The 22811-nt window shown below is 66.4% G+C and carries 20 protein-coding genes and 1 pseudogene; 11 read left to right on the top strand and 10 right to left on the bottom strand.

Features of this window, described 5'->3' with window-relative positions:
• Positions 1 to 101: 101 nt before the first annotated feature.
• Entirely contained in the window at positions 102 to 1700 is a 1599-nt protein-coding gene (locus AB0N24_RS16920) for an ABC-F family ATP-binding cassette domain-containing protein (RefSeq protein ID WP_104174208.1), read from the bottom strand.
• A 318-nt stretch (positions 1701 to 2018) separates the two neighbouring features.
• Here AB0N24_RS16920 and AB0N24_RS16915 point away from each other — a divergent pair, with 318 nt between their 5' ends.
• Genes AB0N24_RS16915 through AB0N24_RS16905 form a run of 3 tightly spaced genes read left to right on the top strand, consistent with a single transcriptional unit; the run spans position 2019 to position 4094 of the window.
• Positions 2019 to 2693 carry a biotin transporter BioY gene (locus tag AB0N24_RS16915; protein WP_364126628.1) on the top strand — a complete coding sequence of 225 codons (675 nt, stop codon included), beginning with the start codon at positions 2019 to 2021 and terminating at the stop codon, positions 2691 to 2693.
• Position 2694: 1 nt separating this feature from the next.
• Positions 2695 to 3447: an ABC transporter ATP-binding protein gene (locus AB0N24_RS16910; protein WP_364126625.1), complete on the top strand. Its 753-nt coding sequence runs from the start codon at positions 2695 to 2697 to the stop codon at positions 3445 to 3447.
• Positions 3444 to 4094 (top strand): energy-coupling factor transporter transmembrane protein EcfT, encoded by a 651-nt coding sequence (locus AB0N24_RS16905; RefSeq protein WP_364126622.1) that lies wholly within the window; start codon positions 3444 to 3446, stop codon positions 4092 to 4094. Before AB0N24_RS16910 ends, AB0N24_RS16905 begins: the two co-directional genes overlap by 4 nt.
• Here AB0N24_RS16905 and AB0N24_RS16900 read toward each other — a convergent pair.
• Positions 4091 to 5317, bottom strand: a complete 1227-nt coding sequence (locus tag AB0N24_RS16900) for a thiolase family protein (protein WP_364126926.1) — start codon at positions 5315 to 5317, stop codon at positions 4091 to 4093. The two genes, AB0N24_RS16905 and AB0N24_RS16900, sit on opposite strands and share 4 nt — an antisense overlap.
• 55 nt (positions 5318 to 5372) lie before the next feature.
• Complete coding sequence (locus tag AB0N24_RS16895) at positions 5373 to 6812, bottom strand: AMP-binding protein (RefSeq protein ID WP_364126619.1); 1440 nt, start codon at positions 6810 to 6812, stop codon at positions 5373 to 5375.
• Between the two features lie 61 nt (positions 6813 to 6873).
• Here AB0N24_RS16895 and AB0N24_RS16890 point away from each other — a divergent pair, with 61 nt between their 5' ends.
• Entirely contained in the window at positions 6874 to 7755 is an 882-nt protein-coding gene (locus AB0N24_RS16890; protein WP_364126616.1) for a neutral zinc metallopeptidase, read from the top strand.
• 140 nt (positions 7756 to 7895) lie between these two features.
• Here the strand turns inward: AB0N24_RS16890 and AB0N24_RS16885 are convergent, their stop codons facing one another.
• From AB0N24_RS16885 to AB0N24_RS16860, 6 genes are all read right to left on the bottom strand, one after another.
• The gene (locus AB0N24_RS16885) at positions 7896 to 8228 is read right to left on the bottom strand and encodes a metal-sulfur cluster assembly factor (protein WP_011691953.1); all 333 of its coding nucleotides are present in this window, start codon (positions 8226 to 8228) and stop codon (positions 7896 to 7898) included.
• Between the two features lie 13 nt (positions 8229 to 8241).
• A complete protein-coding gene (gene sufC / locus AB0N24_RS16880; RefSeq protein WP_104174202.1) occupies positions 8242 to 9039 on the bottom strand; it encodes a Fe-S cluster assembly ATPase SufC in 798 nt (265 codons plus the stop codon).
• Between the two features lie 96 nt (positions 9040 to 9135).
• Entirely contained in the window at positions 9136 to 9495 is a 360-nt protein-coding gene (locus AB0N24_RS16875; protein WP_364126612.1) for a non-heme iron oxygenase ferredoxin subunit, read from the bottom strand.
• A 33-nt stretch (positions 9496 to 9528) separates the two neighbouring features.
• Positions 9529 to 10815 (bottom strand): Fe-S cluster assembly protein SufD, encoded by a 1287-nt coding sequence (gene sufD, locus AB0N24_RS16870; protein WP_364126609.1) that lies wholly within the window; start codon positions 10813 to 10815, stop codon positions 9529 to 9531.
• Positions 10815 to 12278 carry a Fe-S cluster assembly protein SufB gene (gene sufB, locus AB0N24_RS16865; protein ID WP_214955805.1) on the bottom strand — a complete coding sequence of 488 codons (1464 nt, stop codon included), beginning with the start codon at positions 12276 to 12278 and terminating at the stop codon, positions 10815 to 10817. The genes sufD and sufB overlap by 1 nt, the downstream gene beginning before the upstream one ends.
• A complete protein-coding gene (locus AB0N24_RS16860) occupies positions 12278 to 13123 on the bottom strand; it encodes a helix-turn-helix domain-containing protein (RefSeq protein WP_364126606.1) in 846 nt (281 codons plus the stop codon). Before AB0N24_RS16860 ends, sufB begins: the two co-directional genes overlap by 1 nt.
• Before the next feature lie 114 nt (positions 13124 to 13237).
• On the opposite strand from AB0N24_RS16860, the gene AB0N24_RS16855 reads away from it, so the two are divergent.
• From AB0N24_RS16855 to AB0N24_RS16845, 3 genes are read left to right on the top strand one after another with little or no spacing between them, the layout of a single operon-like run.
• Positions 13238 to 14206, top strand: coding sequence for an ABC transporter ATP-binding protein (locus AB0N24_RS16855; protein WP_364126603.1), 969 nt, complete (start codon positions 13238 to 13240; stop codon positions 14204 to 14206).
• Positions 14203 to 14961 (top strand): ABC transporter permease, encoded by a 759-nt coding sequence (locus AB0N24_RS16850; protein ID WP_364126601.1) that lies wholly within the window; start codon positions 14203 to 14205, stop codon positions 14959 to 14961. The genes AB0N24_RS16855 and AB0N24_RS16850 overlap by 4 nt, the downstream gene beginning before the upstream one ends.
• A 7-nt stretch (positions 14962 to 14968) precedes the next feature.
• Positions 14969 to 15913: a COX15/CtaA family protein gene (locus AB0N24_RS16845; RefSeq protein WP_364126598.1), complete on the top strand. Its 945-nt coding sequence runs from the start codon at positions 14969 to 14971 to the stop codon at positions 15911 to 15913.
• 302 nt (positions 15914 to 16215) lie between these two features.
• Here AB0N24_RS16845 and AB0N24_RS16840 read toward each other — a convergent pair whose 3' ends face one another.
• On the bottom strand, positions 16216 to 17175 hold the full coding sequence (locus tag AB0N24_RS16840; RefSeq protein WP_364126596.1) for a heme o synthase: 960 nt from the start codon (positions 17173 to 17175) through the stop codon (positions 16216 to 16218).
• 437 nt (positions 17176 to 17612) lie between these two features.
• Here AB0N24_RS16840 and tkt point away from each other — a divergent pair, with 437 nt between their 5' ends.
• The 4 genes and pseudogenes from tkt to AB0N24_RS16820 all read left to right on the top strand — a co-directional run.
• Positions 17613 to 19730: a transketolase gene (gene tkt / locus AB0N24_RS16835; protein WP_364126924.1), complete on the top strand. Its 2118-nt coding sequence runs from the start codon at positions 17613 to 17615 to the stop codon at positions 19728 to 19730.
• Between the two features lie 24 nt (positions 19731 to 19754).
• Positions 19755 to 20870, top strand: a complete 1116-nt coding sequence (tal, locus tag AB0N24_RS16830; protein ID WP_364126593.1) for a transaldolase — start codon at positions 19755 to 19757, stop codon at positions 20868 to 20870.
• 6 nt (positions 20871 to 20876) lie between these two features.
• Complete coding sequence (locus AB0N24_RS16825; protein ID WP_364126590.1) at positions 20877 to 22514, top strand: glucose-6-phosphate isomerase; 1638 nt, start codon at positions 20877 to 20879, stop codon at positions 22512 to 22514.
• A 15-nt stretch (positions 22515 to 22529) separates the two neighbouring features.
• Positions 22530 to 22811, top strand: a pseudogene (locus tag AB0N24_RS16820) (glucose-6-phosphate dehydrogenase); the annotation flags it as partial.

Here is a 22811-nt window from a genome sequence, read left to right as displayed (position 1 = left end):
CGTCGTCAATTGCGTCCGCTTTCGCAACGTGCGCGATGCGAAGCGGACGCAACCACGGAACACCCGCACCGTGGCGCGGAGGTTACCTCGGCAAACGAGTCCTATGCCAGCGTAATCAGGTCCAGGTAGTCTTCGTTCCAGTGGTCCTCGATGCCATCGGGCAGCAGCACGACGCGCTCGGGGTTCAGCGCCGCAACGGCACCCTCGTCGTGGCTCACCAGGACGACGGCGCCGGTGTAGTTACTCAGGGCCCCGAGGATTTCGGCGCGGCTGGCCGGGTCCAGGTTGTTCGTGGGCTCATCGAGAAGCAGCACATTCGCGCTTGAGGCCACGATTGTGGCCAGGGCGAGGCGCGTCTTCTCGCCGCCGGACAGCACACCGGCAGGCTTGTCGACGTCGTCGCCGGAGAACAGGAACGAGCCCAGGATGTTGCGTACTTCCGCGTCATTCATGTCCGGGGCGGAGGAGCGCATGTTCTGCAGGACGGAACGGTCCACGTCGAGCGTCTCGTGCTCCTGGGCGTAGTAGCCCACCTTCAGCCCGTGGCCGGCAACGACTTCACCGGTATCGGGTTTGTCCACGCCGGCCAGCATCCGCAGCAGGGTGGTCTTACCGGCGCCGTTGAGGCCCAGGATGACCACTTTGGAACCGCGGTCGATGGCCAGGTCCACGTCGGTGAAGATTTCCAGGGAGCCGTAGGACTTGCTGAGGCCGTCCGCGGTGAGCGGAGTTTTGCCGCAGGGTGACGGATCCGGGAAGCGCAGGGCTGCCACGCGGTCGGTCGCGCGCACGGCTTCCAATCCGCCCAGCAGGCGCTCGGCACGCTTGGCCATGTTCTGCGCGGCGACGGCCTTGGTAGCTTTGGCGCGCATCTTGTTGGCCTGGTCGAAGAGGACCTGGGCCTTCTTTTCCGCGTTCGCACGCTCCCGCTTGCGGGCGCGCTCGTCCGTTTCGCGCTGCTGCAGGTAGCGCTTCCAGTCCATGTTGTAGAAGTCAATCTGGGCGCGGTTGGGATCCAGCAGGAACACCTTGTTGACAGTGGCTTCGAGCAGTTCCGTGTCGTGGCTGATCACGATCAGGCCGCCCTGGTGGTTCTTCAGGAACTCGCGCAGCCAGGAGATGGAGTCGGCGTCGAGGTGGTTGGTGGGCTCATCCAGGAGCATGGTCTCCGCGTCCGAGTACAGGATGCGCGCGAGTTCCACGCGGCGCCGCTGCCCACCGGACAGGGTTTTGAGCGGCTGGTTCAGCAGGCGGTCCGGCAGGGCGAGGTTCGAGCAGATCGCTGCGGCCTCGGCTTCGGCAGCGTAGCCGCCGGCGGCCAGGAATTCGGATTCCAGCCGGTCATAGCGGTTCATCGCCTTGCGCTGGACGGCGGCGTCCTCGCTGGCCATCTCTTCGTGGGCCAGCCGGAGCTTGCCGACGGCGATGTCCAGTCCGCGGACAGAGAGGATCCGGTCGCGGGCGAGCTGTTCCATGTCCGGGGTGCGGGGATCCTGGGGAAGGTAGCCGATCTCGCCACTGCGGGTCACCTTGCCGCCGGCAGGCAGGCCTTCGCCGGCAAGGACCCGGGTAAGCGTGGTCTTGCCTGCACCGTTACGGCCGACAAGGCCGATTTTGTCTCCCTTGTCGATCCGGAAGCTCACCTGGTCCATAAGGAGGCGGGCGCCGGCGCGCAGTTCGAGATCCTGGACGGTAATCAATGCAGCTAAGGCCTTTCAGAACAGGGAACGCCGCGGCACAACGGATGGAGTCTGGGCAGGGCCGGGGCAATGTGGCCGAGAGAACGGCCTCTACCAGTCTACCGGCACCACTCCACCCGGATTACCCCGGCACCGGGGCCCGTGGATGTCATCTTTTGGGCACCCTGTCCAGAGCGGGCGCCCTCCGTTAGTGGATCCCCTACAAAATATGGCCGCGGCCGGAGACGTATCGTCGGAATGGAAGGGGGAAGCGCCTGCACGCAGGCGGCTGCCCCATCCCCAGTTGCCTTGCATCTGCACTAACCGACAGGACCTCCCATGACCAAGACCGACAGTGGCGTCAACAGCCAGACCGCCTCCGGCGTTAAGTCAGGCAGCAAACCCGGCCGGAAGCGCTGGAACGCGACGGACCTCGGCCTCATCGCCGTCTTCGCCGCCCTCGTGGCCGGCTCCGCGCTCATCGCGGCCATCCCCGTGGGCGGGCTCGGCGTCCCCATCACCCTGCAGACACTCGCCGTGATGCTGACAGGTCTTGCCCTGGGTCCCCGCCGGGCGTTCGCCGCCGTCGGCCTGTACACCCTGCTGGGGCTGGCCGGCCTGCCGATCTTCAGCGGCGGCAGGAGCGGCCTCGGGATCCTCGCCGGCCCCTCCGCCGGCTACATCATCGCCTTTCCGCTCGCTGCCCTGGCGGTCGGCTGGCTCGCCACCATTGTGCTCCGCCGCACCTTGAAGTACCGGGGGCTGTTCCTCTTCGCCGCGGCCATGGCCACGAGCATTGTGCTGGTCCACGGCCTGGGCGTGCTGGGCATGATGGTTAACGCCAAGCTGGACCTTTCCAAGGCATTCCTCCTGGACCTGGCCTACTACCCGGGCGACATCATCAAGAACATCCTGGCCGTCAGCATCGCCCTCGCCCTGCACAAGGCGTTCCCGGATCTCCTGATCCGCCGCGCCGGCGTCCGGAACTCCGGAGCGGGCCAGGCAGCCAATTAGCATGGGCAGCATCCTTCTGGACGGAGTCGAGGTCCGGGTGGCGGTGGACGGCAGCCCGCAGCCCAAGACACTCCTGCGCGGCATCTCGCTGAATCTAACGGAACAGCGGATCGGCGTCATCGGAGCCAACGGGTCCGGGAAGTCCACGCTCCTGCGGCTCCTCAATGGTCTCGTGGCACCGAGTGACGGAACCGTGACCGTTGACGGCGACGATACCGTCAGGTCCGTGCGTGCCGTGCGCCGGAAGGTCGGATTTGTTTTCACTGATCCCCTGTCCCAGCTGGTGATGCCCACCGGACGGGAGGATGTTGAGTTGTCCCTGCGGCGATCCGTCCGGAACACAAGGGAGCGCCGGTTGGCTGCCGAGGCGATCCTCAACCGCTTCGGGCTAATGCCGCTGGCGGACCAAAGCATTTACGAGCTCTCGGGCGGCGAACGGCAGCTGATGGCCCTGGCCGCCGTGCTCGCCGTCGAACCTGCAGTCCTGGTGCTGGATGAGCCGTCCACGCTGCTGGACCTGCGCAACCGCGAACTGCTGCGGCGGACCATCTCGGGCCTCAGCCAGCAGATTGTTATGTCCACGCACGACCTGGAGCTGGTCCGGGACATGGACCGCGTCCTGGTGGTGGAATCCGGACAGGTGGTGTTCGACGGCGGTGCTGCCGCCGCCGTCGAGCACTACCGGGAGCTGTCCGCTGCCGGCCTGCCGCCGGTCAGCGCCACCGTGCCGCTGCGGCGTCCGGAGGTCAGGTGAGCGGCCAGGCATTCCTGCTGGTGAACTACGTTCCCGGCACGTCACCTGTCCATCGGGCGCCGCTGTGGCTGAAGTTCCTGGTGGTGGTGGGCTGCGGCATGGGATCGTTCCTGGTGGTTGACTGGGCGGTCGCCGCGGCGGTGCTGGGGATCATGTGTGCCCTGTTCCTGCTCAGCGGCGCCGGCCCCGTGCGCCTGTACAAGGCCATCCGGCCCATCCTGCCGGTGTTGCTTGCCATCGGCCTGTTCCAGTGGTGGCAGCTGGGCGGTCCTGTTGCGGCGCGGATCGTCCTTAACATCCTGGTCTGCGTCGTGGCGGCGTCCATATTAACGGCCACCACGCCGATGCAGCGGCTCCTCGACGGCGTCGTCTCACTGGCAGTGCCGTTCCGGCGCTTCGGCGCGGACCCCGAGCGCTTCGCCCTGACCGTCGCGATCATGCTCCGGAGCATTCCGTTCATCGCCGGAGCATACTCGGAGGTGCGGGATTCGGCGCGGGCGCGCGGCCTGGAACGGAACCCGCGGGCACTGGTGCTGCCGGTCTTCATCACCACGGTGGCCTATGCCCGCCAGACCGGCGATGCCCTGGCTGCCCGCGGCCTGGGAGAACCCGACGATGACGACGACCCGCGGCAGGGAGACCGTTAGGACGTTTCGGCCATCCGGCTGAGACATTCGTACCTGAAGAGGGCCGCGGTTCCCATGCCGCCGGCAATGCTGATCATGGCCAGTGCCAGCTGTCCGGCCGCGCCGTCCCCTCCTGCATGAACCGCGTCCCCGCGCGCCCGGGCAGCGTCCCTGCGCGCCTGGGCGAGCAGCCGCGTCACCAGGACAACACCGGACGCGCCGTACGCGTGGCCCAGGGCCAGCGCACCGCCGTCGAGGTTTGCCCGCTCGGGGTCAATGCCGAGGGCGTCCAGGCAGGCGAGGGTCTGTGAGGCGAAGGCCTCATTGAATTCCACCAGGCCGATGTCCGCGGCCTGAACGCCGTGCCCGGCCAGGAGCCGCTCCGCCGCAGCAGCGGCACCCATGCCCAGAACCCGCGGGTCCACTCCCGCCGTGTCGGTGCCGAGCACCAGGAAGCCGTCGGCTGCGCCCAGTTCCCGCGCCCGCTGCAGTGAAGTGATCACGACGGCGGAGGCGCCGTCGGCATCGAAACACGAATTCCCGGCGGTGACAGTACCGCCCTCCGTGAACGCCGGCGGGAAGCGCGACATCAGGGCGGCCGTCAGGCTGGCCCGCGGACCGTCGTCGGACTCCACGGTCCCGGACGCCGTCCGCAGCAGGACAATTTCGCCGGCGTACGTTCCGGATGCTGCTGCCGCCAGGGCCCGCCGGTGGCTCTGCAACGCGAACCGGTCCTGCCGCTCGCGGCTGATCCCGAAGGCCCCGGCGACGTTGTCCGCCGCGGTTCCCATGTCCGGATCGCCGTAGCTGAGCGGCACGAACTGCGCCCGGCGGAAGAATTCGGGGCTGCCGTCGGGTGCCCTGTTGGCGCGGAGAGGGGCCGTGCTGATGCTTTCAACCCCGCCGGCCAGGTACGCCCCGTTTCCCCCGGCTGCCACCAGCCGCGCTGCGAGCACAATGGCGTCGAGGCCGGAGCCGCACTGCCTGTCCACGGTGACCCCGGGAACGCTGACCGGCAGTCCGGCCTCCAGGGCGGCCAGGCGGGCAACATTGCCGCCGCCTCCCACGGCATTGCCGATCACCACGTCCGTAACGGCCGCTGCCGGCAGGCCGGTGCCTTCCAGGAGGCCGCGAAGGACGGGGGCCAGGAGCTCGTGCGCTCGGAGTTCCTTGAACGCCCCGTTGACCCGCCGGATGGGCGTGCGCAGGGCCGCGATGACCACCGGCTGGCGGTCAGGCGGCAGCGCCGTATTACCGGCGCGGACCCCAGCCGGACCGGGAAGCGTCTCAGGCAGCGGCTCAGGCAAGGCGGCGGATCCTGGTGTCGCCGGCCTCAACCCAGTCCAGCAGCAACTGCCGGCTGACTTTCCCGCGGTCGGTCACTGGCAGCTCCGCCAGGGCAAAATACTGCAGTGGCCGCTTGCCCCGGGGCAGGACCCCGTCCAGCCCCGCCTTGAGCTGCGTGGCCGTGATGCCGCCATGGGAGGGGACGACGCCGGCCACCACCCGCTGGCCGCGGACGTCATCGGCCATGCCCGCCGCGACAGCGGCTGCGACACCGGGGACGGAGGCCAGGGCCAGTTCCACCTCATGCGGATAGACGTTCTTGCCCGCTGTGATGATCATGTCGGAGCGGCGGCCGAGGATGTGGAGCTCGCCGTCCTGCAGGTACCCCTGGTCCCCCACCGTGTACCAGCCGTCGAAGCAGCGTAGCGCCTGCCCGTCGTCACCCCACAGGTAGCCGTTGCTGACCATGCCGCTGCGGACGCAGATGTTGCCGTCCGTGCCGTCGGGAAGCCGTTCGCCGTCGTCGCCCAGGATCCGGACGTCCACGCCGGGGAAGGGCTTCCCGATGCCGGTTCCGCCGGCATCCAGCGGCTTGCCGGCGATCAGGCCCGCACCGGAAACGAAGCTCAGTTCGGACGCACCGTAGTACTCGAAGATGGTGGCCTTTGGCGCCCAGCGGCGGGCGGCCTCGAGGGTGCGGGCATCCAGCTTGGACCCGGCGCAAATGATGGAAGTAACGCCCGACGCGTCCACGCCGCCGGCCAGTCCCCGCTCGCTGAGCAGCCGGAGCATGGTGGGGACCAGGACCAGCCGGGTGATGCCGTCATGCGTGATGGCGGCGTGCACGTCACCGACGTCGAACGACTCCAGGGTATGGAACTCGGAGCCGGCGTACAGGCACTCGGAGAGGGCGTACAGGTTGAGGCTGGCTGCCAGCGGGCCGGGGGCGAGCGTCTTGTCCTGCTGCGTGAGTCCGAAGAACTCGATGGACGCTTCGAAGGAAAGCTGCCACGACCGCCTCGACCTCGTGAACGCTTTGGGCACGGAGGTGGTGCCGGACGTCAGGCCGATCAGGAAGGGCGATTCCGGTGGCCCGTCACGGAGTTCCGTGCGCAGGGCCGGGCCGGCTTGGGCCGGTGCAACTTCCGGCGGCACAGGCATCGGAGTGCCGACGGTGGCGTCCAGCCGGGCCGCAATGTCAGCCTTGAGCTGCCCTGGCCAGGTGGGATCGAGGACGGCGCATTGCCGGCCCCCTGCCACGGCAGCTGCGAAGGACACGGCGAAGTCCACGGAGTTGGCCTCGGCGAGTACGGTCACCGCTCCGGCATCCGGAATCCGCGCCGCGGCGGCGTCCCGAAGGGCGGCCCAGCTGAGGTGCCGGCCGGCCACGACGACGGCAGTGTCGTCGGGCCGGTCATCGGCCCAGCGTTGAATTCTGTTGAGGAAAGGCATCGGATCAACTTTACCGGCCAGGTACGGGTCCCGGCATATACGGTAACGCTATTGTGGCAATATGAGTTTCAATGACAACGTCGAGCTGGATCCGTCCCAGGTCCAGGACCGGCGCGGCATGGGTCGTGGGACGAAAATCGGCGGCGGAATCGGGGGCGGAATCATCCTCCTGCTGGCCGCCCTGTTTGGGGTCAATCCGCAATTGCTGGAAGGCCTGACGGGGACGGCGCCGGACCCGCAAAGCCAGGGTAGTGCACCGGCCTGCCAGAGCGGCGCCGACGCCGACGCCCGCCTCGACTGCCGCATCACGGGAACGGTCAACAGCCTCAATGCATTCTGGCCGGCCTACCTGGCCCAGTACAACACGGAGTATCCGCGCCCCACGACGGTCATCTTCAGCCGGGCCACCAATACCGGCTGCGGCGGGGCAACCTCGGACGTCGGGCCCTTCTACTGCCCGGCCGACACCACCGCCTACTTCGACCCGGGCTTCTTCCAGGACCTGGTGGACCGCTTCGGCTCTTCCGGCGGCCCGCTGGCCCAGGAATACGTGGTGGCGCATGAATTCGGCCACCACGTCCAGAACATCCTGGGCAACCTTGACCGGGCCCAGCAGGATCCGCAAGGACCCGAATCGGGTGCCGTCCGGGTGGAGCTGCAGGCCGACTGCTATGCCGGGCTCTGGGTCAGGTACGCCACAACGCAGCAGGACCCCAAGACCGGTCAGCCCTATCTTGAACCGCTCACCCAGCAGGACCTGAACGATGCGCTGTCCGCGGCATCGGCCGTCGGTGACGACCGCATCCAGGAAGCAGCCACCGGCCGGGTGTCACCGGAGGCGTGGACCCACGGCTCCAGCGCCCAGCGGCAGAAGTGGTTCTACCAGGGCTACCAGACCGGCGACATCAACCAGTGCGACACGTTCAGCGCTTCCACGCTGTAAAAAGCCATCGATTGCTCCGTAGGGGCCGTTTTGAGGGCGTAAAAGGGCACTCACGGAGCAATCGATGAAGTTACGGCGACGGCCGGCTACCTCCGCTGGGAGGTAACCGGCCGTCGTCGCACTTAAACGTTGGGCAGGGCTCAGATGTTGAAGCCGAGTGCCCGCATCTGGTCGCGTCCGTCTTCGGTGATCCGCTCCGGACCCCATGGCGGCATCCAGACCCAGTTCAGCCGCCAGTCGTCCACGACGCCGTCGAGGGCCTTGCCCACCTGCTCTTCGATGACGTCCGTGAGCGGGCAGGCCGCCGTGGTGAGCGTCATGTCGATCAGCAGCGCGCCGTCGTCGTCCGAGTACTTCAGGCCGTAGAGCAGGCCCAGGTCAACGATGTTGACTCCGAGCTCGGGGTCAATGACGTCCTTGAGTGCCTCTTCGACATCTTCGAGGCCCGTACGGGCCGCTTTGATTTCGGTCATGGCGGTGTCCTAACTAGGCCTGTGCCACAGCGCTGGCCGCAGCGATGGTGGCTGCGCCTGCGCCCGTGGCGTAACGGTCGTAGCCTTCTTCTTCAAGTCGGTCGGCCAGCTCCGGGCCGCCCTCTTCGACAACCTGTCCGTCAACGAACACGTGCACGAAGTCCGGCTTGATGTAGCGCAGGATGCGGGTGTAGTGCGTGATGAGCAGCGTGCCCATCTTGCCCTCGGCATGCGCGCGGTTGACGCCCTCGGAAACAACCTTGAGTGCGTCCACGTCGAGGCCGGAGTCGGTCTCGTCCAGGATGGCGAACTTCGGCTTGAAGAGCTCGAGCTGGAGGATCTCCACGCGCTTCTTCTCGCCGCCGGAGAAGCCTTCGTTGACGTTGCGCTGGGCGAAGTCGGCGTCGATGCGCAGCTGCTGCATGGCGGCCTTGACGTCCTTGGTCCAGGTGCGCAGCTTGGGTGCTTCGCCGTCGATGGCCGTCTTGGCGGTCCGCAGGAAGTTGGTCATGGAGACGCCCGGAACCTCAACGGGGTACTGCATGGCCAGGAACACACCGGCGCGGGCGCGCTCGTCCACGCTCATGGCCAGGACGTCTTCGCCGTCCAGCGTGATGGAACCGCTGGTGACGTTGTAACGCGGGTGGCCGGCGATGGTGGACGCCAGGGTGGACTTGCCTGAACCGTTCGGACCCATGATGGCGTGGGTCTGGCCGGTCTTAATGGTCAGGCTGACGCCCTTAAGGATCTCCTTGGTGCCCTGCTCCGTCTCAATGCTGACGTGCAGGTCCTTGATCTCAAGAGTAGACATGTGTCTTGTTCTCCTCTGCACCGTGCCCTCCGGCGGCGGTGCGGTTTCTCGGCTGAAAAGTTTTCTAAAGCGGGGTGCGGACGGCGTTGGGCGCTGTCAGCTGAAGTTCGGGACTTCGGCACCGTTCACAACGTTGGTGACGTCCACGTAGACGTCGTCGCCGTGAACGGCCACGGCAAAAACAGGAACGGGGTCATAGGCCGGCAGCTGGAGCGGCTGGCCGCTGCGGAGGTCGAACTGGGAGCCGTGGCCCCAGCATTCGATCTTGCAGCCTTCGATCTCCCCTTCGGAGAGTGAGATGTCCGCGTGCGAGCACGTGTCACCGATGGCGTGGATTTCGCCCATGGAGTCCTTCACGATGGCTACGGGGAAGTCATCGATCAGGATCCGCAGCGCCTGCTTCAGCTGTATCTCGCTGGCGTTGCAGACAAGCTCGCCTTTTGGCTGGTCAGTCATCTGGTGTAGTCCTGTGTTCTCTAGTGCTGTGCACTAGTTGTTCGTTGCCGCGAGTTCGCGCTCGACGGATGCGATGAGGCGCTCTTCGATGGCCGGCACCTTGATGTGCTGGATGATTTCGTGCAGGAATCCACGGACCACGAGGCGGCGTGCCACGTCTTCCGGGATACCGCGCGCCATCAGGTAGAACAGGTGCTCGTCGTCCAGGCGGCCGGTGGCGCTGGCGTGGCCGGCACCCTTGATCAGGCCGGTCTCGATTTCGAGGTTCGGAACGGAGTCGGCCCGTGCACCGTCGGTGAGCAGCAGGTTGCGGTTCGCCTCGTAGCTGTCGGTGCCCTCTGCCTCCTTGCGGATCAGGACGTCACCAACCCAGACGGCGTGGGCGTTGCGGCCCTGGAGTGCGCCCTTGTAGAGGACGTTCGACTTGCAGTTGGCCACTGCATGGTCAACGAACAGGCGCTGCTCAAGGTGCTGGCCGGCGTCGGCGAAGTACAGGCCGAGCATTTCAACTTCGCCGCCCGGGGCGGTGAACCGTGCCGACGGGGTGACGCGGACCAGGTCGCCGCCGAGGCTGACCACGATGTGCTTGAACTTGGCGTCGCGGCCGATTTTGGCCTGCTGCGACGAGGCGTGCACGGCGTCGTCGTTCCATTCCTGGAGCGAGATGACGGACAGCTCAGCGCCGTCCTCAACCACGATTTCCACGTTCTCGGAAACAACAGCGCTGCCGTGGTGGTCCAGGACCACTACGGACTTGGAGAACTTCTGGGCAACGATCACGAGGTGCTGCGCGGACGCGTCCGTTCCCTGACCGGTCAGGACAACGTTGATTTCGCCGTCGGCCTCGAACTCCGCAGGGACGGTGATGACCGTCGCCTCGCTGAAGTTTTCCCAGGCGTTGGCGGAGACGCGGTCCTCGGGGATGGCTGCGGTGCCGATGCGCTTGTCGTCGCGGCCAACGGTTTCAACCGTGACGGCGTCCGGTGCGGTGACACTGACGGCGGGAGCCGTGCCGTTGAGGACAGCCGAGTGGAGTCCGCGCAGGCGCTTAAGCGGGGTGAACCGCCAGTCTTCCTCCATGCCGGTCAGCGGCTTGAAGTCCGCCAGCTTGTAGGAGGTCAGGCGGCCGGCGCGTGAGCTGTCCGGAATGCCGACGCCGCCGCCGTGGGAGTGGCTCTTGACGGCCTCTCCCGCGAGCGGGGACTTGGACCCGGCGGAGTTGATGGGCGAAAGGCTTTCGCCTTCCTCGGTGAAGCCGTTGATGAACGGCTGGGCTGAGGGCGCGCCGATGCGGGCCTTTTCAGTAGTGATGTCAGTCATTAACCGACCGATCCTTCCATCTGCAGTTCAATCAGTCGGTTCAGCTCGAGGGCGTATTCCATCGGCAGTTCACGGGCAATCGGCTCGATGAAGCCGCGGACGATCATCGCCATGGCCTCGTCTTCGCGCATGCCGCGGGACATCAGGTAGAACAGCTGCTCTTCGCTGACGCGCGAAACAGTCGCCTCGTGTCCCATGACCACGTCATCCTCGCGGATGTCGATGTACGGGTAGGTGTCCGAACGGCTGATGGTATCCACCAGCAGCGCGTCACAGCGGACCGTGTTGGCCGAGTGCTTGGCACCTTCGCGGACCTGGACCAGGCCGCGGTAGGCGGCACGGCCGCCGCCGCGGGCAACCGACTTGGAAATGATGGAGCTCTTCGTGTTCGGTGCGATGTGCACCATCTTGGAGCCCGTGTCCTGGTGCTGGCCTTCGCCGGCGAACGCGATGGACAGGGTTTCACCCTTGGCGTGCTCGCCCACGAGGTAGACGGCCGGGTACTTCATGGTGACCTTGGAGCCGATGTTGCCATCGATCCATTCCATGGTGGCGCCCTCTTCGCAGATGGCGCGCTTGGTGACCAGGTTGTACACGTTGGTGGACCAGTTCTGGATGGTCGTGTAGCGGACGCGGGCGCCCTTCTTCACAATGATCTCCACAACGGCGGAGTGCAGCGAGTCCGAGGTGTAGATCGGCGCCGTGCAGCCTTCGATGTAGTGGACGTAGGAGTCCTCGTCGGCGATGATCAGCGTGCGCTCGAACTGGCCCATGTTTTCCGTGTTAATGCGGAAGTAGGCCTGCAGCGGAATATCCACGTGGACGCCCTTGGGAACGTACACGAAGGAACCGCCGGACCAGACGGCTGTGTTCAGCGAAGCGAACTTGTTGTCGCCCACCGGGATGATGGTGCCGAAGTACTCCTGGAAGATCTCCGGGTGTTCCCGCAGCGCGGTGTCCGTGTCCAGGAAGATGACGCCCTGCTGTTCCAGGTCCTCGCGGATCTGGTGGTAGACAACCTCGGACTCGTACTGCGCGGCGACGCCGGAGACCAGGCGGCTGCGCTCGGCTTCCGGGATGCCCAGCTTCTCGTACGTGTTCCGGATGTCCTCGGGGAGGTCTTCCCAGGTAGCGGCCTGCTTCTCAGTGGAACGCACGAAGTACTTGATGTTGTCGAAGTCGATGCCGGAGAGGTCTGCACCCCAGGTGGGCATGGGCTTGCGGTCGAAGTACTTCAGGCCCTTGAGGCGAAGGTCGAGCATCCATTCCGGCTCGTTCTTCTTGGCCGAAATGTCCCGGACGACTTCGTCGTTGATGCCACGACGTGCGTTGGCGCCGACATCGTTCTTGTCGGCCCAGCCGTATTCATAGGTGCCAATACCGTGAAGCTCGGGATTCTTCTCCAGAATCTCCGAAATCACAGTAGTTTCAGCAACCTTGTTCTCTGATAGTTGGTCCGTCATCACGGCCTTTCTTGCAGATGGTTGGATACTTCGCCCAGGCTGTCCGTGGTGTGTCCGGGACCGTCGGGCCCCTTGGCGGCCGGACGGCCTGTAGGAATATGGGTGGTGCAGACGTGACCGCCGCGTGCCAGCGTGGACAGCCTGCGCACGTCAACGCCGACGAGCCGTGAGAACAGCTCGGTTTCGACGTCGCAGAACACGGGGAACTTGGTGGCCAGCTGCTGGATGGGGCAGTGCCCCTGGCACAGCTGGACGCTGGAGAGCGCTGCCGGGAGCGGCGCTTTGGCTTCAATGGAGGCTGCGGAGGCCACGAACCCGTCACGGCTCAACGCTGCGGACAGTGCCTGCGCCCGTGCGGTGATATCCGGTCCGGCGGCGTCGATCTCCGGCGCGTAGCGGCGTTCCATATCGGCGAAGCGCTCGACGGCGAACTCCCTGACCGCGTCGGGTCCGGCGATCTCGCCAAGGCGCTGCAGGGCCAAGCCGGCAATATCAAGGTAGTCATCGCCGAGCGATGACTGGCCCTGGGAGCTGAGGACGTAGCGCCGCGCCGGGCGTCCCGCGCCGGCACCGGCCCTCGCCACACGCTTGACTTCGATCACGCCGCTGCGCGACAGGTGGTCCAGGTGGCGGCGGACGGCTGCGGGAGTGAAGCCCAGCAGGTCACCGAGCTCGGCGGCGCTGACCGGTCCGTGCTCCAGCACGGCGTTCAGGACACGGTCCCGTGTGCGCTCGTCCGAGTCGACAGCGGCCACGTGCGGTGCCGACGTCGACGGCCGGAACGAACCGGCGGCGCCAGCGGGCGCGTCGGACCCGGTTCGGGGCGCAGAAAGTCGAGTGCTCATGGAATACACAACACAATCATGTCGTAATTTACTCCCCCGTACCAGTAAGGCGAGGCTGACCTACAGTCACATCCGGGGCGGGGCCGCGCGTACTACATCGCGTAGAATGCTTTGGTGCGATCTCCCGATTCCCCCGTCCTGTCCATCACAGGACTCATTAAGGACGTTGGCCCGCTCGCTTCCCTTGACGGCAAGATGCTCCGGGTGGTCAGCGGAGTCTCCCTCGCCGCCGAACGCGGACAGGTCACTGCCCTGCTGGGAGCCAACGGTGCCGGTAAGACTACCACCATCGAATGCGCGCAGGGACTCCAGCGACGCTCCGGGGGTTCGGTCTCCTTGCTGGGCCAGGACCCGGACACCGCAGGCGCCGAGCTGCGTTCCCGCGTCGGCGTCATGCTCCAGGACGGCGGGCTCCCGCCGTCGGCCCGTCCCATTCCCCTGCTGAAACATATCGCCGGCATGTACCGGGATCCGTGGCCGGTCGATGAGCTGATCGGGCGCCTCGGCATTGACACCTTTAGCCGGACCACAGTCCGGCGGCTCTCGGGCGGCCAGCGGCAGCGGCTGGCCCTTGCAGCTGCACTGGCGGGGAACCCCGAGGTGCTGTTCCTTGACGAACCCAGCGCGGGCCTGGACCCGCAGTCCCGGCAGCTGGTGTTCCAGCTGATTTCCGAACTGCGGGACGCCGGCATGGGAATCGTCCTGACAACCCATCTGATGGACGACGCCCAGAGGCTGGCCGACTATGTGTACATCATCGACGCCGGCAGGAACGTCGCCGAAGGCACGGTGGCGCAGCTGCTGCAGCGCAACATCAGCGCGGACTCCGCCCAGGAACATGTCCGGACACTGCTCTTCGAGTCGCGGCCCGGCCTTGACTTCACGGGCGTCCTCCCGGCCGCCGTCGACGTCCGGGAGGCCCGTGCCGGGAGTTATGCCGTTACCGGAGCGCTGACGCCGGAAGACCTGGCGGCGCTGACAGCATGGTGGGCCGCACACGGCATTATGCCCGGCTCGATGAGCCTGGAGGCCCGGAGCCTGGAAGACGTATTTTTGGATATTTCGGGAAGGGAGATCCGATGAGCCGGGTTCTCGGCAGCGCCCCCGCCCCGCTGCTCCGCCGCATTTTGCTCCAGGGCAAATACGAAGCCCTGACGATGCTGCGGAACGGCGAACAGCTCATCCTCGCCATCGTCCTGCCGCTGATGGCCCTGGTCGGCCTGACCGTCACCCCGCTGCTTGACGGCCTCGGTGGCAGCCGGGTTGATGTTGCCGTGCCCGGTATCCTCGCCCTGTGCGCCATGTCCACCGCCTTCACCGGCCAGGGCATCTCCACCGGCTTCGACCGCCGCTACGGAGTGCTGCGCTTCCTGTCCACCACTCCCCTGGGCCGGACTGGACTGATCGCAGGCAAGATCCTGGCCGTCCTTGCCGTTCTGCTCCTCCAGGTCCTGGTGGTCGGCGCGGTGGCTTTCGTTCTTGGCTGGCATCCGACGACGGCGGGCTGGGCTCCGGCGCTGGTGCTGCTGGTCTTGGGGGCGGCAGCCTTTACTGCACTGGGACTCCTGGTCGCGGGAACGGTCCGTCCGGAAGCGACCCTGGCCATCACCAACCTGCTCTGGATCCTGCTCGGGGCACTTGGCGGCATCGTGATCCCTGCAGAGCGGCTGCCCGGGCCGGCCGGGGAACTGGTCCACTTCCTGCCCTCCGGGGCGCTGGGCGGTGCCCTCCGGGATGCCTTCCTCGCAGGCACCTTCAATGGGGGCGCCACCCTTATCCTGCTGCTCTGGACGGCATTCGCCGGCGCAGCAGCCATCCGTTGGTTCAAGTGGAATTGAGAAAACCGTGAGTACGGCATCGCGCCTCCCCCAGATTCTCGGACGGATGACGTCCAAGCTGCCCGTAACGGTTGATGCGACAGTTCGCCGGCTGGCCGTCCTGTCGCTCATCGGGCAGACGGTCCTCGTGGTGACCGGCGGGGCCGTCCGCCTCACCGCGTCCGGACTCGGGTGCCCCACCTGGCCCCGCTGCACGGATGTCTCCCTGGTCAACACTCCCGAAATGGGCATCCACGGCTTCATCGAGTTCGGAAACCGGCTCCTGACGTTTGCCCTGGCGGCCATTGCGGCGCTCATGCTGGTCTACCTGTGGAACCTCCGCAAGGAGCGCAGGGACCTCTTCCTCCTGGCACTGGGCCTGCTGGCGAGCATCCCGGCGCAGGCCGTCATCGGCGGCATTACGGTACTCACCCAGCTCAATCCCTGGGTCGTGGGACTCCATTTCCTGGTATCGATGGCCCTCGTCGTGTTTGCGACCCTGCTGGTGAACCGGGCCTACGGCCGAACCGGCAGGTTCCCCGCCCTCGTCCTTCCTGCCCTGCCGGGCGCCGCACGGCCGGTGATGGCCGCCGTCGCACTCCTTTCCGCCCTGGCCGTGACCCTCGGCGTCGTGGTTACCGGGGCCGGCCCGCACGCGGGCGACGCCGACGCCCCCAGGAACGGACTGGACTGGGACCTCTTCTCCCACATCCATGCCGTGCCCGCCTACCTCGTAACAGCGGGCGCCCTCTTCGGCGTGTTCCTCATTTTCCGGGACCGGATCAAAGGCCCGTTCCGTACCGCCGTCCTGTTGCTATTGGGAGTCACGCTGCTGCAGGCGGCCATCGGCTTCACCCAGTACTACAACGGCATTCCCGCACTCCTGGTGGGTGCCCACATGCTGGGCGCCGCGCTGCTCATGAGCGCAGCCACGAACGCCGCCGACGTCGCACGGTTCAGCCCCGTCAAGTAGGACGAGGCGGTGAAGTAGGACGTTAGCTGCTAAGTAGGACGGGTTCCGCCAAGCAATACAGCCCCGAGACAAGCACCCCGGCCCGCAAGGACCGGGGTGCTTCTCTTTGCGCGGCCAGCGCTCTCTCAGATCCTGCGGGCTTTCCACCGACGCTCTCTCAGTACCTGCGGCCCAAAACGAAACGCTCCTTCACAGTGTGAAGGAGCGTTTCCGGAAAAGCTGCGAAAGCCTGAGAGAGCGTTGCCGTTTTTGCCGCAAGTAGTGAGAGAGCGTCCCGATGGGCGGGCAGCGGTGCGGTTGGGTTAGCCCATGACTGCCGAGCCCACGAAGGGATCGACCGCCAGCGCGATGAAGAGCAGGGTCAGGTAGCTGATGGAGCCGTGGAAGACCTTCATGGCGCCCTTGTTGGAGACGTCGCCACCCTGGGCCCGGTTGTAGAGGGCATGCGATTCGTACAGGAACCAGGCGCCGGCCAGGACGGCGGTGGCTGTGTAGACCCAGCCCGCTCCGCCGGCGGGTACCAACAGCAGCGAGCACGCCACCATGGCCCAGGCGTAGAGAACAACCTGTACGGAAACAACCTTTGCGCCGGCGATCGCGCCCAGCATCGGCACGTTGGCATTCCGGTAGTCTTCGCCGTAGCGCATGGACAGCGGCCAGTAGTGCGGCGGGGTCCACAGGAAGATCACCATGAACAGCACGATGGCCGGCCATTCCACGGTGTTGGTGACGGCGGCCCAGGCGATCAGTACGGGGAAGCATCCTGCCGCTCCGCCCCAGACAATGTTCTGCGCCGTGCGGCGCTTAAGGATCATGGTGTAGATGACGACGTAGAAGACGATGGCGCCGAGGCCAAGCCACGCCGACAGCGGGTTCGCGCCGAACCAGAGGATGGCGATGGCGGCGGCACCCAGCAGCCAGGAGAACACGAGGGCCTCGCGCGGGGTGACCTCGCCGGTGACGAGGGGGCGTTTTTCCGTGCGGTGCATCAGCTTGTCGATGTCGCGGTCTATGTAGCAGTTGAACGCGCCGGCGCTGCCCGCGGCGAAGGCTCCGCCGACGAGGGTTGCCAGGATCAGCCCGATGGAGGGGAAGCCGCGTTCGGCGTAGATCATGGTGGGCAGCGTGCTCACGAGGAGGAGCTCAATGACCCGCGGTTTCGTGAGGGCAAGGTACGCCTTGGCTTTGCGGGCTATCCCAATCTTTCCGGGGAGCCGGGAGGCGTTCAGCGGCGTATCTGTTGTGCTCACGGTGGCAGTCACTCTGTTCTGTCTGGCTGTTCAGTCCGGCTGGTTCTCGCAGCGGCGGGGGCCCAAAGCGGGCCCGCTCCCTCCGGCGGTGGCCTCCGAATATCATACCGTGGCTCTCCGGCCGCCAAAGCCTCCACAATTCCGGCAGGTTAACCGATCCTCACGGCAGCCGCACGACTCGGTGATTCATATAAGAAAATTCAGTCCACTTAGTGAGATATACGCTGACCAGCCCGTGGAATGGGGCTAAGCTATCTGCAGATCAGCACGCAAGGAATGCCCATGGAATGCGCATTCCCGGATTCTCAGACGCGACTGAATGATAGATCAACGTTTCAATGGTGAACGGCTGGTACACATCGCAGCGGCGCCATTAAGCGCGCCTCCGCTGCGGCCTGTCCGTACCACCTGCCGTCAGCACAGAGAGGGGCCCGGTTTTCGTGCCACATTTGGAAGAGCAAGAACTGTCATGGACCAGTTTGGACCAGCGCGCCGTTGACACGGTGCGTGTTTTGGCCGCGGATTCGGTCGAAAAAGTAGGGAACGGCCACCCGGGCACCGCGATGAGCCTCGCCCCGGCTGCGTACCTTCTCTTCCAGAAGCTGATGCGTCATGACCCGCGGAATCCTGACTGGATCGGCCGTGACCGGTTCATCCTCTCCCCCGGGCACACGTCCCTGACGCTGTACATCCAGCTGTTCCTCTCCGGCTACGGCCTGGAACTGAAGGACCTTGAGGCGCTGCGCACGTGGGGTTCGCTGACTCCGGGACACCCGGAATACAAGCACACCGCCGGTGTGGAAATCACCACCGGCCCGCTGGGCCAGGGCCTGGCGTCCTCGGTCGGGTTCGCGTACTCCCAGCGCCGCCAACGCGGCCTGTTCGACGCCGATGCTCCCGCCGGCGAGTCCCCGTTCGACCACACCATCTGGGTCATTGCCTCCGACGGCGACCTGCAGGAAGGCGTCACGGCTGAGGCTTCCTCGCTGGCCGGCCACCAGGAACTGGGCAACCTCGTCGTGATCTACGACGAGAACCACATCAGCATTGAAGACGACACCGACATCTCCTTCACCGAGGATGTCCTGGCGCGCTACGAGGCCTACGGCTGGCACACCCAGCGCGTGGACTGGACCAAGACCGGCGAATACGTCGAAGACGTGCAGGAACTGTACTCCGCACTCCTCGCCGCCAAAGCCGAGACGTCCAAACCCTCCATTGTGTCGCTGCGGACCATCATCGGCTACCCGGCGCCGAAGAAGCAGAACACCGGCAAGATCCACGGCTCGGCCCTGGGTGCCGAGGAAGTCGCAGCACTGAAGAACGTGCTGGGCTTCGACCCCGCCAAGTCCTTCGACGTTGACCAGGAAGTCCTGGCCCACGCCCGCTCCGTGGTTGACCGCGGTGCCGCGGCCCGCAAGGAATGGGAAGAGTCCTTCAACGCCTGGCAGGCAGCCAACCCGGAGGCCGCTGAACTCCTGCAGCGCGTCGAAGCACGCGAACTGCCCGAGGGCCTGGACACGGCGCTGCCGGTCTTCCCCGCCGGCAAGGACGTCTCCACCCGCGCCGCCTCCGGCAAGGTCCTCAACGCGCTGGGCCCGGTCATGCCCGAACTCTGGGGCGGTTCGGCCGACCTCGCCGAGTCCAACAACACCACCATCGAAGGCTCCCCGTCGTTCGTGCCTGCCTCCAAGCAGACCGACGCCTGGTCCGGCAACCCCTACGGCCGTGTGCTGCACTTCGGCATCCGCGAGCACGCCGCCGCCTCGATCGTGAACGGCATCGCCCTGCACGGGAACACCCGGGCATTCTCCGGCACGTTCCTGATCTTCTCCGACTACCAGCGTCCGGCGATCCGGCTCGGCGCCCTGATGGGTGTCCCGTCGCTGTATGTGTGGACGCACGACTCCATCGGCCTGGGCGAAGACGGCCCCACCCACCAGCCGGTGGAACAGCTGGCCTCCCTGCGCGCCATCGTGGGCCTGGACGTTGTCCGCCCCGGCGACGCCAACGAGGTCGCTGCGGCATGGAAGACCATGCTGGAGAACCACGGAAACCCGGCCGGCATCGTGCTGACCCGCCAGAACATCCCCACCTACGCCCGCGGTGAAAGCGAAGCCGACGGCGACACGTTCGGTTCCGTGACCGGCGTCGCGAAGGGCGGTTACGTCCTGGCCGAAGCGTCCAAGGACGGTGCGACCGTTCCGGCCGACGTCATCCTGATCGGCACCGGCTCCGAGGTCCAGCTGGCCGTCCAGGCCCGCGAAGCCCTCCAGGCCGAAGGCATCGCCGCCCGCGTTGTCTCCATGCCCTGTGTCGAGTGGTTCAACAAGCAGGACGCCGCCTACCGCGAGTCCGTGCTCCCCTCCGCCGTCAAGGCCCGGGTATCCGTCGAAGCCGGGCTGGCCCTGGGCTGGAGGGAATTCGTCGGCGACGCCGGCCGTTCCATCAGCCTCGAGCACTACGGCGCTTCCGCTGATTACAAGCGCCTTTTCCAGGAGTTCGGCATCACCGCGGAGGCAGTCGCCGCCGCCGCCAAGGACTCCCTCGCTGGCCTGCAGGCCTGAACCCGATTCCAGGAGATACAAAAAATGACTACCCCCACACAGCAGCTCTCCGACGCCGGTGTCTCGATCTGGCTCGATGACCTCTCCCGCGGCCGCCTCGAAACCGGCACGCTGCGCAAGCTCATCGAAGAGAAGAACGTTGTTGGTGTCACCACCAACCCGTCCATCTTCCACGCCGCCATCACCACCGGCCACGATTACGACGCCGTCATCGCCAGGGAGGCAGCAGCCGGCGCCACCGTTGAAGAGACCGTCTTCGAAATCACCACCACCGACGTCGCTGACGCCTGCGACCTGTTCGCCCCCGTCGCCGCAGCGTCCAAGGGTGTTGACGGCCGCGTTTCCATCGAGGTGGACCCCCGCCTCGCCTGGGACACCGCCGGCACCATCGCCGAAGCCAAGCACCTGTACAAGAAGGTCGCCAAGGACAACGTCCTGATCAAGATCCCGGCAACCCTTGAAGGCCTCGAAGCCATCACGGCGACCCTGGCCGAGGGCATCAGCGTCAACGTGACCCTGATCTTCTCGCTGGAACGCTACCGTGCCGTGATCAACGCCTTCCAGTCCGGCCTGGAGCAGGCCAAGGGCAACGGCCACGATCTGTCCAAGATCCACTCCGTCGCATCCTTCTTCGTCTCCCGCGTGGATGCCGAAATCGACAAGCGCCTCGACGCCATCGACACCGACGAAGCCAAGGCACTCAAGGGCAAGGCCGGCCTGGCCAACGCCCGCCTGGCCTACCAGGTCTACGAAGAGCTCTTCTCCACCGAACGCTGGGCACTGCTCGCCGAAGCCGGCGCGCTCCCGCAGCGCCCGCTGTGGGCCTCCACCGGTGTGAAGGACCCGGCCTACCCGGACACCCTCTACGTCACGGAACTCGTCGCACCCGGCGTGGTCAACACCATGCCGGAGAAGACCCTGGACGCCACGTTCGACCACGGCACCGTCACGGGTGACACCGTCACCGGCACCTACGCCGATGCCAACGCCACCCTGGACGCCCTGGAAGCGCTCGGCGTTTCCTACAACGACGTCGTGGCCCTGCTCGAATCCGAGGGCCTGGACAAGTTCGTGGCCAGCTGGAAGGAACTGCTGGGCGACGTCGAAGGCGCCCTGGCCTCTGCACGGAAGGCTTCCTAACCCATCATGAGCACACTCAGCTACGACGCCACCGGCGCAGCCCGCCAGGCACTTGAGCAGCACCTCCCCGCCCTGCTGGAAGACCGGGTTGCCACCCGGATCTTCGCGAAGGACCATACCCTGTGGGGTCTGGACGCCGAGCAGGAATCCGCTATCCGGCTGGGCTGGGTCGAGGCGGCCACCGTCTCCCAGCCCCTGGTTGGCGACATCCTGGAACTCCGCGATGCGCTGAAGGCCGAAGGCGTGAAGCGCATCGTCCTCTGCGGGATGGGCGGCTCCTCGCTGGCGCCTGAAGTCATTGCGGGCACCGCTGGCGTCGAGCTGACTGTGCTTGACAGCACCGACCCTGAACAGGTCGGCGCCGCGCTGATGGACCGCCTGGCCGAGACAGCAATCGTTGTGTCGTCCAAGTCCGGCTCCACCGTGGAGACCGATTCGCAGCGCCGGATCTTCGAGCAGGCTTTCACCGATGCCGGGGTGGATGCGAAGAGCCGCATCATTATCGTCACCGACCCGGGTTCGCCGTTGGACAAGGCCTCCCGGGAGGCCGGCTACCGTGCCGTGTTCAACGCCGACCCCAACGTCGGCGGCCGTTTCTCGGCGCTGACCGCCTTCGGCCTGGTCCCGTGCGGGCTGGCCGGTGTGGACATTCAGGCGTTCCTGGATGAGGCCGAGGAAGCAGCCGAGGTCCTCAACGAGGACGCCCCGGAAAACATTGGCCTTGCCCTTGGCACGGCTTTGGGCGGCACCAACCCGCTGCGTAACAAGATCGTCATCGCGGAGGACGGATCCGGCATCGTCGGCTTCGCCGACTGGGCCGAGCAGCTCATCGCCGAATCCACCGGCAAGCTGGGCACCGGAGTACTGCCGGTCGTGGCCGGTCCGTCCGCACCGGAGGTCACCTCCGGTGCAGCCGACGTCCTGGTGGTGCGGCTGGTAGCGGCCGACACCGACGACGTGCAGCTCGGCGAGAACGAGGTCGCCATTGCCGGCGGCCTGGCCACCCAGATGATGGTGTGGGAATTCGCGACGGTAGTTGCCGGACGGCTGCTGGGCATCAACCCCTATGACCAGCCCGACGTCGAGGCCGCCAAGGTGGCCGCCCGCGGCCTGCTGGACGCACAGCCGGAACCGACCCCCGCCAACTTCATCGACGGCGCCATCGAGGTCCGCGGCGGCGACTGGCTGGGGGATGCCGCCACGGCCTCCGCCGCCGTGTCCGCCTTGCTCTCGCAGCTCGCTGACGACAGCTACCTCAGTGTCCAGGCCTACTTCGACCGCCTGGCGTACGCTCCGTTCGAAGACGTCCGCGACCAGCTCGCCGCCGTCAGCGGACGCCCGGTGACCTTTGGCTGGGGCCCGCGGTTCCTCCACTCCACCGGCCAGTTCCACAAGGGCGGACCCGCGATCGGCGTGTTCCTGCAGGTGACGGCATCGTCCGCCACGGACCTGTCCATCCCGGAGCGGCCGTTCACGTTCGGTGAGCTGATCTCGGCACAGGCCACCGGCGACGCCCAGGTCCTCAGCGAACACGGACGTCCGGTCCTCCGACTGCACCTCACGGACCGCGCCGCGGGCGTCAAGCAACTGCAGGACATCATTTCAGCGCTTGCCGGCCAGGCAGCATCCCACACTGAAAGCTAAGGCACCGAAGCAACCATGCCAGAAACTGAAAACGGCAGCAGGAAGTCAGCAGGGCGGGGCCGCAACCCGTTGAGGGACCCGCGGGACCGCCGGCTGAACCGCATTGCCGGCCCCTCATCGCTGGTCCTCTTCGGGGTGACCGGCGACCTTGCCCGCAAGAAGCTCATGCCTGCCGTGTATGACCTGGCCAATCGTGGCCTGCTGCCGCCGAGCTTTGCCCTGGTGGGCTTTGGCCGGCGGCAGTGGGACAACGAGGACTTCGCCGCCGAAGTGAAGTCATCGGTCCAGGCGTACGCC

This window comes from Arthrobacter sp. NPDC093128 (genome assembly GCF_040683875.1).
Lineage (GTDB): Bacteria > Actinomycetota > Actinomycetes > Actinomycetales > Micrococcaceae > Arthrobacter.
Note: the sequence above shows the minus strand (reverse complement) of the source record. Positions and strands in the feature narration are given on the sequence as shown.

What these genes read in the sequence shown, in the direction of transcription:
- AB0N24_RS16915 (WP_364126628.1), top strand. Translation starts at nt 2,019, where the DNA reads ATGACCAAGACCGACAGTGGCGTCAACAGCCAGACCGCCTCCGGCGTT.
- AB0N24_RS16910 (WP_364126625.1), top strand. Translation starts at nt 2,695, where the DNA reads ATGGGCAGCATCCTTCTGGACGGAGTCGAGGTCCGGGTGGCGGTGGAC.
- AB0N24_RS16895 (WP_364126619.1), bottom strand. Translation starts at nt 6,812, where the DNA reads ATGCCTTTCCTCAACAGAATTCAACGCTGGGCCGATGACCGGCCCGAC.
- AB0N24_RS16890 (WP_364126616.1), top strand. Translation starts at nt 6,874, where the DNA reads ATGAGTTTCAATGACAACGTCGAGCTGGATCCGTCCCAGGTCCAGGAC.
- AB0N24_RS16885 (WP_011691953.1), bottom strand. Translation starts at nt 8,228, where the DNA reads ATGACCGAAATCAAAGCGGCCCGTACGGGCCTCGAAGATGTCGAAGAG.
- sufC (WP_104174202.1), bottom strand. Translation starts at nt 9,039, where the DNA reads ATGTCTACTCTTGAGATCAAGGACCTGCACGTCAGCATTGAGACGGAG.
- AB0N24_RS16875 (WP_364126612.1), bottom strand. Translation starts at nt 9,495, where the DNA reads ATGACTGACCAGCCAAAAGGCGAGCTTGTCTGCAACGCCAGCGAGATA.
- sufD (WP_364126609.1), bottom strand. Translation starts at nt 10,815, where the DNA reads ATGACTGACATCACTACTGAAAAGGCCCGCATCGGCGCGCCCTCAGCC.
- sufB (WP_214955805.1), bottom strand. Translation starts at nt 12,278, where the DNA reads ATGACGGACCAACTATCAGAGAACAAGGTTGCTGAAACTACTGTGATT.
- AB0N24_RS16860 (WP_364126606.1), bottom strand. Translation starts at nt 13,123, where the DNA reads ATGAGCACTCGACTTTCTGCGCCCCGAACCGGGTCCGACGCGCCCGCT.
- AB0N24_RS16850 (WP_364126601.1), top strand. Translation starts at nt 14,203, where the DNA reads ATGAGCCGGGTTCTCGGCAGCGCCCCCGCCCCGCTGCTCCGCCGCATT.
- tal (WP_364126593.1), top strand. Translation starts at nt 19,755, where the DNA reads ATGACTACCCCCACACAGCAGCTCTCCGACGCCGGTGTCTCGATCTGG.
- AB0N24_RS16825 (WP_364126590.1), top strand. Translation starts at nt 20,877, where the DNA reads ATGAGCACACTCAGCTACGACGCCACCGGCGCAGCCCGCCAGGCACTT.